Source organism: Paenibacillus sp. FSL K6-1318, from assembly GCF_037976905.1.
GTDB classification, from domain to species: domain Bacteria; phylum Bacillota; class Bacilli; order Paenibacillales; family Paenibacillaceae; genus Paenibacillus; species Paenibacillus amylolyticus_A.
In genome coordinates, this window is sequence record NZ_CP150270.1 from 4,950,204 (window position 1) to 4,963,308 (window position 13,105).

Consider the following 13,105-nt stretch of genomic DNA (forward strand, 5'->3'; position numbering starts at 1 on the left):
AAGTCGCTTCAGATTTGGGTTAATAGTCGTTCCATTTCGGTATATTGATGCTTGAGCGCATGTGCAAGCGGTGTAATCCCGTCCCGATCCGCGATCTTTGGATCTGCACCATATTGCAAAAGCAAAGCGACAATTTCCTGATGACGTACTCCACCATCTCCCAAAATGACCGCTTCCAGCAAGGCTGTCCACCCCAGGTTATTGATATGGTTCACATCCACATCGCTGCGTGTCAGCAGCAGCTCCACAATGTTCACATGGCCACGATCCGCTGCAGGAATAAGGGCTGTACCGCCGAAACGATTGGTTAACCTTGTATCCGCACCTGCTGTAATCGCCAATTCCACCATGTCATACATACCCTCGGCACTCGCGTATAACAGCGTGTTGTCCAATCGTGCATCCTGAAGGTTAATGTCCGCACCGGCGTCAACCAACATCCTTGCCGTATCTATCTTGTTACCTTGTACCGCAGCCATCAGAGCTGTTCTCCCCAATGCATCCTGTTCATTCAACCGGCTACCCTGTGCGATAAATCGAATGACCTCATCGGTATGCCCTGCTTGAGCGGCATCATGTATTGTTCTAACCAAGTTGCTTCATCCTCCAATTCCAGGTCTTTCTCATGCAGTAACATTCATATAGAAACCAAGCCCTGTTAGTCAGGTATGCAAATCTAATGTATAGTAACATAAGATCGTAGTATATTAAAAATACATGTTTTGTTGGCTTTCTATACGAATTACATATACATTGCAGGCAAAGGAGACAACCACTTGGATATCAAACAATGTCGCTATTTCATTGCCATTGCCGAGGAGAAACAGATTACAGCAGCAGCCCGAAGACTGCACATGGCTCAGCCACCTTTAAGTCAGCAGCTTAAGTTAATGGAGGAAGAGCTTGGTGTGATTCTATTTGAACGCAAAGGGCGCATGATGGAGCTAACGCAGGCGGGTCGCAGCTTCTATGATTATGCGGTTACCTTGACCAAATATATGGAGGAAGCTGTAATGGAGATGCAAAGTTTCCGTCACGGCATACGGGGCAAACTCGCCATCGGCATCAATACCATATCGGATCGCGTGATCCCGCAAGCACTTCAGCAGTTCCGCACCACCCACCCACAGGTTACCTATAAAATTCAGCAAAATGAATCTGCACAATTATGCCGATTGCTGGAAGATGGCAAAGTTGAACTTGCCTGTGTACGCATGCCTGTCCAGACCGAACGCTATGAGGTGCTGCACCTGCCACAGGAGCCCCTTTTCTATATTTCTTCAACACCGCTGGATAGCCCGACAGAGATGGGCGTAGGAGCAGAGATGGGGACTTATTTTGAGCAGCTTACAGGTATCCCTCTCCTGCTCCCAAGTACAGAAGGACTCGGTATGTTCGAGCTAATTTTGGACAAGTTCCGGGAACACCAGGTTACCCCCTCCATCATGGGGGAATGCTCGGACATTAATATGTTGCTGGAGCTGGTCCGACTCGGCTTCGCCAGTTCCATCGTGCCACATACGGTACTGCAACTATACCAAGAGCACCCTTTCCACGTATATCGCATTCAGGATCAGCATTCCACGGTTGGCTCGGCGCTGGTCTGGCTACAGAACCGCTATCTGTCCAAGCCTGCACAACACTTTGTGCAATTGGTACAGGGGATGCTTCCCGTGGTCTAAAAAGCTATAAACAAAAAAAAGCAGCTTTACCGGATTACATTCCGGTAAAGCTGCTTTTTTATACTTATGGTTAAGCTTTAGCTGTGAACAACAAGTCTTTTTCTTTGATCGTCGTGCGACCAGCAGACTCAATGGACTCATATTGATGCATGTTCGTAATAATGACTGGTGTAATTGTTGTGTAACCGGCTTTTTCGATCTGTTCCCGGTCGAACTCCATCAGTACATCACCTACGGCAACCTTCGCACCTGCTTGAACTTTAGGAGAGAAGAATTGACCTTTCAGCTTCACGGTATCAATACCGATATGAATCAACATTTCTGCGCCTGTATCACTTACCAGACCAATGGCATGTCCACTCTTCGATAACGAGAACACCGTTCCGTTAATCGGAGAAACCACGCGGCCTTCAGATGGTTGAATCGCGAATCCTTTACCCATAATCTCTTCGGAGAATGCAGGGTCTGGCACTTCGCTCAGCGGTTTAACTTCACCAGTGATCGGGCTGAATACTTGCTCATCTTGTGCTTTTGCTTCTTCAGTTACAGCAGGAGCAGAAGTTGTTGCAGCTGGTGTTGCAGGCTCAGCTACTGGTGCAGCTACTGGCTCCGATGCATTTTCTTCTTGGAAGCCCAAGAAATACGTAATGATCGCTGCTGCTACGATGGCAATCAAACCACCAACCAGAGCATAAATCAACGTGCTAATTGCTGGACTGACAAATGCCGCAATACTCGGTAGACCCGCAAGTCCTGTAATAACATACGATTTAACATTGAAGATCCCCATAAATGCACCAGCAATTGCACCCCCGCTAAGCGCTGCGATAAATGGTTTTTTGAACTTCATGTTGATACCATACATCGCTGGTTCCGTGATCCCCATTATAGCCGTAAGACCTGTGGAGTACGCAAGCGATTTGGTTTTAGCATTTTTCGATCTGAGACCCACACCAAATGCTGCACCACCTTGTGCCAAGTTAGCTGCAAACATCAGTGGAATAATAAAGTCGTAACCCAGTGTTGTCATTGAACCTACAACGATTGGCAACAACGCATAGTGCATACCTGTAATGATCAGCAGTGACATCGTACCACCAATCAGAATACTTGCGAAGATGGACATGTTGTCGAACAACCATGAGATACCACCAGACAAACCATTACCAAGAACAGTACCGAGTGGTCCAACAGTCATCAACGTCAGTGGAACCATAATTAACAGGGTAACTGTTGGAACAATGAGTAACTTAAGTGAAGCATGTATAACACGATCAACGGCTTTCTCTACATATGAAGCAATCCAAACGGCCAAAACAATCGGAATAACGGTAGAAGAATACGTTGCCGCTATGACTGTAATCCCCATAAACGATGAGTTGTGACCATCAGCCAGCAATGCTGTAATGGTCGGGTGCATAATGCCGGCAGCAAGCGCCGCAGCAATATACATATTACTACCCAGCTTACGTGCAGCACTAATCGCCAGAATGATTGGCAGGAAGTAGAATGCACCGTCACCGATTGCAGACAAAATGATGTAGGTCGAGCTGGTATCGGACAACCATCCAACTGCGACAAGGATGGCCACGATCCCTTTGATCATACCTGCACCCGTAATCGCAGGCAGGATTGGTGTAAACATACCTGAGATAAAGTCGAACAGCGCACTTATTGGATTTCTCTTTTTCTTTTCTCCAGTTGAAGCACCTGATGATGCATTATCTGCGGTTGGTGATTTGGACATGTTGCCTACGAGTGCGTTATACACGATTGGTACATCGTTACCGATGATAACCTGGAACTGTCCACCGTTCTCCATTACGCCCATAACGCCTGGTGTATTTTTCAGCGTCGCTTTGTCCGCTTTTTGGTTGTCATTCAGGTTAAATCTGAGTCTTGTCATACAGTGTGTGACTTGATCGATATTCTCTTCGCCACCAACAAGCTTCAAAATATCCTTGGACAATTGTTGTTTATCCATTGTGTTTTGCTCCTTTTATGTGTAATGAAGGTTAAAAAAAAACCTAAACACTGAATAATGACAAAGCAGATCAGCTTATCATTATTCAACGTTTAGGTTTTGCCTTTTTAGCAGTAACAATCCCAATTTTATTCGATTGTTTGTTCATTTCTGACAACTCGTTCAATATGAATGGTCAGATACAGTATTTCTTCCTTGGACAATACCCGATTATAGATCTTACGAGTATAGTCACTAATCCTTACTGCACATGCATGTGCTTCCGGATACTGCTTGCTCACCAAGTCATGAAGCGGATTATCTTCTTCTTTATCTTCAATCGCCATTCCTTGCAACACACGTTGGGCAAAGAACTTCAGATGAGTTAAAAATCGATAATAACTCAATGAATCTTCATCAAGCTCAATTACAAAGCTGCGTCTTACAATGTTAAGTATGTCCTTAACGATATTCGTAATGCTGATCGTTTCCCTCATCTCACCGTTCATCTGGGCATTAACCAGATGCATCGCAATGAATGCGCATTCGTCTTCGGGAAGCAGGACACCTAATGTTTCCTCAATAATCTGTAGCGCCTTGAGTCCAATGGCATATTCCTTCCGGTACATGCGCTTGATCTCCCAAAACAGTGCGTTACGGATCTGCAATCCTTGACGATGTCGATCAATGGCAAAATGAATATGATCCGTCAGTGAAATGTAGATGCTTTCATGCAGCTTCTCACCTAACACCGTCTCGGCATAACGGATAATCTCATCCGAGCACTCGACATATTCAACCGGGATATCAGACAGAAGCGTTTTGAGTTTCTGTGATACTTCCTTACTTTCAAGCGAGAATATTTTTTCGACGAGACTCTCGTCTATCGATTCACCAGTATGCTTTTTGAAGGCAATTCCACGTCCCATAACGACCAGTTCGTTTCCTCCCGGATCAATTACAGTAACTACGTTGTTGTTAAGCACCTTCTCAATTTTCATTTCTTCACATCACCTTGCACCGTCAAAGTAGTAAAAGGCAAAACCAAAGCAGGTCACGAAATATGCCCTGCTTCTGGTTTTGCCTGATTGAACAGTAACAATCCAGTATTCATTAGCCTTAGGCCCATCTTACCATATAATTATCCATATGACAATGTTTTTGTGAAAGCGGTTAATGTGCGTTAATGTGACATAAGAAGGTGCTTGCACAACTATGCTTGTAGAACTAGTATTTACTCGTTGTTGTTCTTAAGACTTGCGCCATTCGTACCAATAACTTCTTTGTACCAGTGGAATGATTTTTTCTTGTAACGATCCAGTGTTCCTGAACCATCATTGTTGCGGTCTACATAGATGAAACCATAACGTTTCTTCATCTCTGCTGTTGAAGCACTTACCAGGTCAATACAGCCCCATGACGTATAACCCATCACTTCTACGCCATCCTCAAGAGCTTCGCCCACTTGTACCAGATGGTCATTCAGGTATTGAATACGGTAATCATCGTTCACCGTTTTATTGCCATTTTCGTCGGTAATCAGCTCATCGACTGCACCCAGACCATTTTCGACAATAAACAATGGTTTTTGATAACGATCCCAGTATTTGTTCAAGGTTACGCGCAGTCCTTGCGGATCGATCTGCCAGCCCCACTCACTCGCTTTGAGATAAGGGTTTTGTACACCTGCGAACAGGTTTCCTTTGCCTTCGATACGTTTTTCGGGATCACCTGTCTCACAGATACTTACATAGTAACTGAACGAGATAAAGTCTACAGTATGCTTCAGAATTTCAGCATCGCCGTCTTCAAACTTGATATTGATATTATTTGCTTTGAAATAACGATTAATGTATTTCGGATAGTAACCACGTGCATGGATATCAGCAAAGATATCATTGCGCTGTTCAGCATGCATTGCTGCAACCACATCATCCGGATTCGGAGTCAGCGGATACGTAGGCATGCTCAGTACCATACAGCCGATTTTGGCTTCAGGCATAATTTCATGACCCAATTTAACAGCCAGGGCACTGGCTACCAATTCATGATGGATCGCTTGGTACAGATCCTGCTTGGACAGTTCTGCTTTTGGCGTGTAGATTCCGCCGCTCATGAATGGCTCTTCCAGAATGGAGTTGATTTCGTTGAACGTCAGCCAGTATTTTACTTTGCCTTTGAAACGGTTAAACAGCACTGTTACATAGCGCTCGTAGAACTCGATCATTTTACGGTTAACCCAGCCATCATACGTTTTGGACAGATGCAGCGGTGTCTCATAGTGAGAGATCGTTACGAGTGGTTCAATACCGTATTTGTGGCACTCATCGAACAGGTCATCATAGAATTGCAGACCTTTCTCGTTTGGCTCCAGTTCATCGCCTTTAGGGAAGATACGGGACCAAGCGATGGATGTACGGAATACTTTGAAGCCCATTTCGGCAAACAATTTAACATCCTCTTTGTAACGGTTGTAGAAATCGATACCGATCAGTTTCAGGTTATCTTCAGTAGGTGCTTCCGTTCTAGGCGTTGTAATCCCATGTGGCATTACGTCCTGGACAGACAGGCCTTTGCCATCTGTATTATAAGCTCCTTCAAGTTGGTTGGCTGCTACAGCGCCGCCCCATAGGAAATCCTTCGGAAATGGTGTTGTCATGTCAATCATTCCTCTCTTATTAACGGTATTTTCATTCTTTGTCTAAACGCATTACTCTATCCTTTGCCGACAGGAAAAAGCGGACAATCTCCAACTAAAAGGGCCATCAGGAATATTACATTCCTTCCATGCCAACTTTCGCGTTAGGTTTTGCCCGCTTTTTATGCGGTAACAATCCTGGAAACGAGAATTCTACAGTTGCTCACCATTGCTGGAGATTACGTTTTTGTACCAGTCGAACGAATCTTTCTTGGAACGTTTGAGTGTACCATTACCTTCGTCATCCAGATCCACGTAGATGAAACCATAACGTTTGGACATTTCGGACGTAGACATACTCACAAGGTCAATCGGGCCCCATGCTGTAAATCCAATCAGATCCACACCGTCTTTGATGGCTTCTTTCATTTGTTCGATGTGTTTTTTCAGGTAATCCACACGATAGGAGTCATGGATCGAACCGTCTTCTTCAACACGGTCATATGCACCCAGACCATTTTCTACAATGAACAATGGTTTCTGGTAACGATCCCAGAAGTTGTTCAGGGTTACGCGCAGACCGATCGGATCGATCTCCCAGCCCCAGTCGGACGCTTCCAGATAAGGGTTTTTCACGCCGCCAGTCAGGTTACCTGCTGTTTCTTCCTTGTCTGCGGATGCAGATTTGGTTACGGACATGTAGTAGCTGAAGGAGATGAAATCAACGGTATTGTTCAGCAAGATCTCATCATCGCCTGCTTCTTTTTGGATCACGATGTTATTTTCTTCAAAATAACGAGCCATGTAGTTCGGGTATTTACCACGAGCATGCATGTCCGTGAAGAAGAGGTTAATCTGATTCTCGTGTTGAGCCAGACGGACATCTACCGGATTACAAGTTGCTGCATAAGTTTCCATACGAGCAAGCATACAACCCACTTGGGAACCAGGCATAATTTCGTGTGCAAGCTTCGTTACCAATGCACTTGCTACAAATTGGTGATGCAGCGCTTGATAAGTGGTTTGCAGCTTGTTGTCCACTTTATCGATCAGAATGCCGCCGCCAGTGTACGGACTGAACAGCATGACGTTAATTTCATTAAACGTCAGCCAGTATTTCACTTTATTTTTATAACGGTTGAACACCGTTTCTGCATATCGAACATAGTGCTGGATTACTTCACGGCCAGCCCAGCCGTTATATTTTTGCGTCAAGCCAAGCGGTGTCTCATAGTGAGACAATGTAACGAGCGGCTCGATGCCATATTTCAACAATTCGTCGAATACTTCATCGTAGAATTTCAAGCCTGCTTCATTCGGCTCTTGATCATAACCGTTCGGGAAAATACGTGCCCAGTGAATGGACAAACGGAATACTTTGAAGCCCATTTCAGCAAACAAAGCAATATCTTCTCTAAAGTGATGGTAGAAATCGATACCAAAACGTTTCGGGAAACGTTCTTCGATTTTGCCGGAGAGGATCTCTTCAATTCGGGAAGAGGAAATTTCCATGGCATGTCCGCCTGTACGCTTCTCTTTAGGAACATGAGCGATCATGTCCGCTGTGGAGAGGCCTTTGCCGTCCTTATCGAATGCACCCTCCAATTGATTGGCAGCTGTAGCGCCGCCCCATAGGAAGTTTTCGGGGAATCCTTTTTTTGCCGTGGTCATGAACAACAACCTCTTTTCGAAATTTATTTTGGTTTTTCCAGGTAAAAAACTGTAATTCAGAGCAGAAAACAAGAAAAACCTAAACTCAAGGTAAAATAGCACCAAAAAAAGGGGCCTTCATTTCACCATCAGTTTAGGTTTTGCCTGTCTTCACAGTTACAATCCATCAAAAGATGTTATTGCATATTCTGTTGTGTTTGCTCTTGTAATGTAAGCGTAACATATCTATTTTGCAAAATCAACTTCACGATTAGTCGCGTCCATTGGCAGGACTTTGGACCTCCAAATCCGGGATTTTATCCTTTCCTGATCAAACTAAGCCAGATAAATACCTTTCATACTCATGTAAATTCACTCCTCGTCTTACAGTTGGTGACCCCGAAAGTCCTATCTCTTACAATTCATCCTAAAGCCGCTTGAAACCACCCTTGGAACAGGTAGACTTAATTTTAAATGTTTTTTCGGGGGAAAGACTATTCTAGGAGGATTTAGAAATGACACATGAAGAAAACACATCCGGTTGGGACGCGATTGATAAAGCGATCGGAGAACTGTACGGAGAACAGGAGCCACATCATTATGGCACATCAATTCCTTATATGCTTGGAGGTCCGGACCCGCTCGACGGCATCAGCGTGTATACGGCGAACACACCCATGCCTCATTGGCATTTTGTCACCTATGGTTTCTCTGAATTATATGAAAAAGAGAGGCAGGATGCATCCAAAAGCGGGTATGGTTTTGAACTGACGTTTCGACTTACGCGCAGCGAAAATGAGACTGAACCGCCAGCCTGGGCGCTGAATCTGTTACAGAATGTGGGACGTTACGTGTTCAACAGTGGAAATATCTTTCACGCAGGAGATTACATGGATGCCAATGGCCCGATCTGTCTGGAGTCCGATACGCTGCTGACAGCTCTCTCGTTCATTGAAGACCCGGATTTGCCCGAGATTTCCACGCCCAATGGTTCAGTGCAATTTATTCAGATGGTTGGCATTACAGGTCGAGAACTGGAAATGATTCAAACGTGGAACGCTCGCGGCTTCCTGTCTGCCTGCTCCAGTTTCATGCCCAAATATGTGACGGATCTGATGCGAAATTCGTACGCAGATATTCCTTCTGTTATGCAGGCAGTCCAGCTTGGAATCGAACAGGATGGGTCCAGCACAGCGTTTTTATTCATACAACAACTGGACTGGGAGTCCCCGCGCAAAAAAATGCTGCAAAAAACGGTTCCGGCCAAACTCCAGCTTGGAGCCAATCAGGCCGTTTTGATTGGCAACATTCTTCGCAGCCGAATGTCAAAAGGCGAATCTCTGTCATTGATCGGACCGGATGTAAATATCATGTTCAAAGCCGGAGAACAGCCTGCCTTATTGGAATCAGATAGACAAATCACACTAACCGTGAACAAGCAAGTTGTTGAAGAACTGGCGCAGAATCTCCGTCCGGTTGAAGGGACATTCGTGATTACTTCTTTGGATCATCTGCTCGTTCAGATTGTTAAAACAGAGATTAAGGACCAGGAAGGACACGTCATCAAAACGATCGGCTGAGACCACTCTCAGATGTAATAAAAGAACTGCGTATTTTTCGCTTAAAGACTGTGCAGCAAGGAGGAAACAACATGTCTGCCACTACATTTGCCTCACGGCGCGATGAGCCCGCATCATGCTCTCATGCAGCAGGGACATCTCAATTACACTATTTATCGAAATCCAGTCTGGATAGGCTACGCAAAATCAATCATTTCCTGATTCATGCTTTCAAGAACAGCATCTCGGATATCAAGGAAAATTTAACGGGCACTTATCTTTTTCTACTCACAGATACGGATGGTGTGCTGCTCTCCATGGATTACAGTTCTGATCTCAAAGCTGCAGTAGAACGTTCTCCCATACGTCCAGGCATGATCTTCACCGCACAGAGCTGTGGAGTAAACGCCATATCTGTAACGATGGACAGCAACGAGCCTGTACTTCTGCTGCCCGAGCAGCACGAAAGTCCATATTTTCAAAGCTGGCATTGCTACGCCTCGCCTCTGACCATGGGATCGCAGCATTTCGGTTACCTGGATGTGTCCACCATTAACGCGGATATGCAGGGCGAACTGATTGCCATTGCCAAGCTGATTCCTGCCTATATGCAGAACAATTACCAGAGTCAACAAGCTGCTGAACTTTCTGAGAAATCAGCGGTCGAGTTCACGGAGCGTCAGTTGACCATTCTGGAGATGATCGCGAAAGGTCTCACGGTGAAAGCCATTGCTTTGAAATTGAAAATCAAGGAATGTACCGTGAATCATCACAAAAAAGTGATTTTCAACAAATTAGGTGTGCAATCCAGCACAGAAGCTGTTTCAATTGCCAGCCGATTGTCTTATTTATAGAGGACCCCTATAGATTCCTATAGGTAGTAAATGAGAACGTTTGTGCTACAATTTAGAGAACAAGCAAGATGTAGAGAGAGAAAACACACACATTTCAGGAGGGTAATATGACAATTCCAAAGAAAGCTTCTTTATTCGCGATGCTCATTATGATCATGCTGGTTGCAGCCGCTTGCGGCGACAAGGCAGATAACACAGCCGCAACAGAAGAGCCTACTCCGACAGAAACAACGACGGGTACAGATGCTGAGACAGCGAATACGGAAGAAACAGAGAACACAGAACCAGCAAGCGAAGAGTCCAAGGAAACCGATAACTCCCAAGACGTTGAGCTGGGGACTACGGAAAAAGGCTCCTACACCAATGACTATTTCGGCGTATCTCTGAAATTCCCTGAAGCTTGGGAGTTCCAGGATGCTGCAGGCATGAATGAGCTGACAAGTGCTTCATCTGAAGCGATTGCTGGTGATGATGAAACGAAGAAGAAACAAATCGAACTGTCTCAGACCAAAACATTGAACTTGCTTATGGCTTCACAATACCCATTGGACGGCGGTCAAGTTGGCCCTTCTGCCATGGCGATTGCTGAGAAAGTAAGCCTGCTGCAAGGCATTCGTACAGGTAAAGACTACCTGGAAGCAACCAAAAAATTCATGGTGGATAGCCAGTTCCCTTACGATTACAAAGAAATGACGACTGAAACCATCGGTGGCAAAGAGATGGATCTGATGCAAATCACGATGGATCCAGGAGACGGTTCAACCGTTACTCAAGATTACTATAGTACAATTATTGAAGGATATGCTTTCAACTTCATCTTCACTTACATGGATGATAAGACCAAAGCCGAGATTGATACCATCAAAAAATCAGTCCAATTCAAATAATCGCTTTCGATTACTGCCATTATACAAAGAACATAAAACTCAACCCCGATAACGATCTGTGGAGATCATCGTCGGGGTTCTTTTGTATGTGAAAAAGACTATATGTTGCATTAACTAACTAGATATTGCGACCCAATGTCCATCCTTGACTTCTACCCATCTGGAATGTTCCAGATTATAGCGGTCCTCTACTTCAACATTTTCTCTAGCGGTTTCTTTGACAACATGTCTCTTTTTCTTCGCTTCTACCTCCGGATCAGGCACAGGAATAGCAGACAGCAATGCCTTGGTGTAGGCATGTTGCGGGTTGGAATACAGTTCTTCGCTCTCTGCAAGCTCCACAATTTTCCCATTATACATGACAGCCACGCGATCACTGATATGTTTCACCATGGACAAGTCATGCGCAATGAAGAGATACGTCAAGCCGAGTCGCTGCTGCAACTCTTCAAGCAATTGTACGATCTGAGCCTGTATCGACACATCCAATGCAGACAACGGTTCGTCGCATACGATGAATTCCGGCTCCACAGCCAGAGCTCTTGCAATGCCGATCCGCTGTCTCTGTCCACCCGAGAATTCATGCGGATAACGCTGTGCATGGGTGGGATCGAGACCCACCATCTCCAGCAATTCCTCCACCCGCTTCTCCCGCTGAGCGGCAGTACCTGCAAGCTGATGAATATCAAGGGCTTCTCCAATGATATCCATAATTCTCATTTTGGGATTCAGAGATGCATAGGGGTCCTGGAAAATAATCTGCATATGTCTGCGCATTGTCTTCATCTCCGAAGCTGACAAGCGATTGAGCGGGACTCCTTTAAACAGTACATCTCCACCTGTTGGCTCATGCAATCGCAGAATGGCACGCCCCGTGGTTGATTTTCCGCTGCCGGATTCCCCTACAACGCCGAGTGTCTCTCCTTGACGAATATGGAAACTGATATCATTAACAGCCTTTAAGGTGTTACCTTTACCCAGATTAAAATGTTGTCTGAGCGATTTCACCTCAAGCAACGGCTGATCGTCTTCCAGATCTCTCGGGACCAGGGATACCGGTTTGGGCTTTTTCTTCTGATCCAGACGTGGTAATGCATTTAGAAGTCTGATCGTATATGGATGTGTGGGGTTAGCAAAAATCTCTGTTGTTGTCCCGGTTTCCACAATCTGTCCTTCTTTCATAACAACAACCCGATCGCACATGCCTGCCACTACGCCCAAATCATGCGTGATCAGGATTATCGATGTGCCCAGTTGGTCCTGCATATCTTTCATCAGATTAAGAATCTGGGCCTGAATCGTAACGTCAAGTGCGGTTGTCGGCTCATCGGCAATAAGCAATTCAGGACGACAAGCGAGTGCAATACCGATCATGACCCGCTGACGCATGCCTCCGGAGAATTCGTGAGGATATTGGTTGTAGCGTATTTCGCTGCGAGTTATCCCCACCCGCTCCATCATGGCAATCGCCTGCTTCTTGGCTTCCCTTTTGGACACTTTCTGGTGTTTAATCAGACTCTCGGAGATCTGTTTACCCACTTTAATAGTCGGATTAAGGGAACTCATCGGGTCCTGAAAGATCATGCCAATATCACGTCCACGGATGCTCTCCATCTCTTTCTGCGTTTTATTGGCCAGGTCGACTCCTTTAAATAGAATCTCTCCTTTTTTCATCTGTGAAGGCGGCGATGCAAGCAGCCTCATAATAGAACGTGCTGTTACACTTTTTCCGCTGCCCGATTCTCCTACAATGCCCAACGTCTCGCCTTTTCGTACTTCAAAACTCACTTCTCGCACTGCCTGAAACTCACTCTCTCCAGAGTGAAACGAGACAGATAGATCATTAACTTTCAGTAAAGGTTCCATGCCATC

General features: G+C 45.3%; 10 protein-coding genes. 4 read left to right on the plus strand and 6 right to left on the minus strand.

Annotation, left to right across the window (positions count from 1 at the left end; genetic code table 11):
- Positions 1 to 8 precede the first annotated feature (8 nt).
- Positions 9 to 593 carry an ankyrin repeat domain-containing protein gene (locus NYE45_RS21960; protein WP_340013992.1) on the minus strand — a complete coding sequence of 195 codons (585 nt, stop codon included), beginning with the start codon at positions 591 to 593 and terminating at the stop codon, positions 9 to 11.
- Positions 594 to 776: 183 nt separating this feature from the next.
- Here NYE45_RS21960 and NYE45_RS21965 point away from each other — a divergent pair, with 183 nt between their 5' ends.
- A complete protein-coding gene (locus NYE45_RS21965; protein ID WP_340013994.1) occupies positions 777 to 1,682 on the plus strand; it encodes a LysR family transcriptional regulator in 906 nt (301 codons plus the stop codon).
- A 70-nt stretch (positions 1,683 to 1,752) separates the two neighbouring features.
- Here the strand turns inward: NYE45_RS21965 and NYE45_RS21970 are convergent, their stop codons facing one another.
- The 4 genes from NYE45_RS21970 to NYE45_RS21985 form a co-directional block, all read right to left on the minus strand.
- Positions 1,753 to 3,666, minus strand: coding sequence for a beta-glucoside-specific PTS transporter subunit IIABC (locus NYE45_RS21970; RefSeq protein WP_340013995.1), 1,914 nt, complete (start codon positions 3,664 to 3,666; stop codon positions 1,753 to 1,755).
- A 128-nt stretch (positions 3,667 to 3,794) separates the two neighbouring features.
- Positions 3,795 to 4,646: a PRD domain-containing protein gene (locus NYE45_RS21975; RefSeq protein WP_145323608.1), complete on the minus strand. Its 852-nt coding sequence runs from the start codon at positions 4,644 to 4,646 to the stop codon at positions 3,795 to 3,797.
- Positions 4,647 to 4,879: 233 nt separating this feature from the next.
- Positions 4,880 to 6,310 (minus strand): glycoside hydrolase family 1 protein, encoded by a 1,431-nt coding sequence (locus NYE45_RS21980; RefSeq protein ID WP_201028099.1) that lies wholly within the window; start codon positions 6,308 to 6,310, stop codon positions 4,880 to 4,882.
- 186 nt (positions 6,311 to 6,496) lie between these two features.
- A complete protein-coding gene (locus NYE45_RS21985) occupies positions 6,497 to 7,954 on the minus strand; it encodes a glycoside hydrolase family 1 protein (RefSeq protein ID WP_062835707.1) in 1,458 nt (485 codons plus the stop codon).
- A gap of 494 nt (positions 7,955 to 8,448) precedes the next feature.
- Between NYE45_RS21985 and NYE45_RS21990 the strand changes: the two genes are divergently transcribed.
- The 3 genes from NYE45_RS21990 to NYE45_RS22000 all read left to right on the plus strand — a co-directional run bounded on the left by NYE45_RS21990 (position 8,449) and on the right by NYE45_RS22000 (position 11,233).
- Positions 8,449 to 9,513: a suppressor of fused domain protein gene (locus NYE45_RS21990; RefSeq protein WP_340013996.1), complete on the plus strand. Its 1,065-nt coding sequence runs from the start codon at positions 8,449 to 8,451 to the stop codon at positions 9,511 to 9,513.
- A 71-nt stretch (positions 9,514 to 9,584) separates the two neighbouring features.
- Positions 9,585 to 10,346 carry a LuxR C-terminal-related transcriptional regulator gene (locus NYE45_RS21995; protein WP_340013997.1) on the plus strand — a complete coding sequence of 254 codons (762 nt, stop codon included), beginning with the start codon at positions 9,585 to 9,587 and terminating at the stop codon, positions 10,344 to 10,346.
- A gap of 107 nt (positions 10,347 to 10,453) precedes the next feature.
- On the plus strand, positions 10,454 to 11,233 hold the full coding sequence (locus NYE45_RS22000; RefSeq protein ID WP_340013998.1) for a hypothetical protein: 780 nt from the start codon (positions 10,454 to 10,456) through the stop codon (positions 11,231 to 11,233).
- 114 nt (positions 11,234 to 11,347) lie between these two features.
- Here NYE45_RS22000 and NYE45_RS22005 read toward each other — a convergent pair whose 3' ends face one another.
- Positions 11,348 to 13,099 (minus strand): ABC transporter ATP-binding protein, encoded by a 1,752-nt coding sequence (locus NYE45_RS22005; protein WP_340014000.1) that lies wholly within the window; start codon positions 13,097 to 13,099, stop codon positions 11,348 to 11,350.
- Positions 13,100 to 13,105: the final 6 nt, after the last annotated feature.

Bases quoted from the DNA above. Each gene is read 5' to 3' on its own strand.
- NYE45_RS21975 (WP_145323608.1), bottom strand. From the start codon at position 4,646: ATGAAAATTGAGAAGGTGCTTAACAACAACGTAGTTACTGTAATTGAT.
- NYE45_RS21990 (WP_340013996.1), top strand. From the start codon at position 8,449: ATGACACATGAAGAAAACACATCCGGTTGGGACGCGATTGATAAAGCG.
- NYE45_RS22000 (WP_340013998.1), top strand. From the start codon at position 10,454: ATGACAATTCCAAAGAAAGCTTCTTTATTCGCGATGCTCATTATGATC.
- NYE45_RS22005 (WP_340014000.1), bottom strand. From the start codon at position 13,099: ATGGAACCTTTACTGAAAGTTAATGATCTATCTGTCTCGTTTCACTCT.
- NYE45_RS21995 (WP_340013997.1), top strand. From the start codon at position 9,585: ATGTCTGCCACTACATTTGCCTCACGGCGCGATGAGCCCGCATCATGC.
- NYE45_RS21985 (WP_062835707.1), bottom strand. From the start codon at position 7,954: ATGACCACGGCAAAAAAAGGATTCCCCGAAAACTTCCTATGGGGCGGC.
- NYE45_RS21970 (WP_340013995.1), bottom strand. From the start codon at position 3,666: ATGGATAAACAACAATTGTCCAAGGATATTTTGAAGCTTGTTGGTGGC.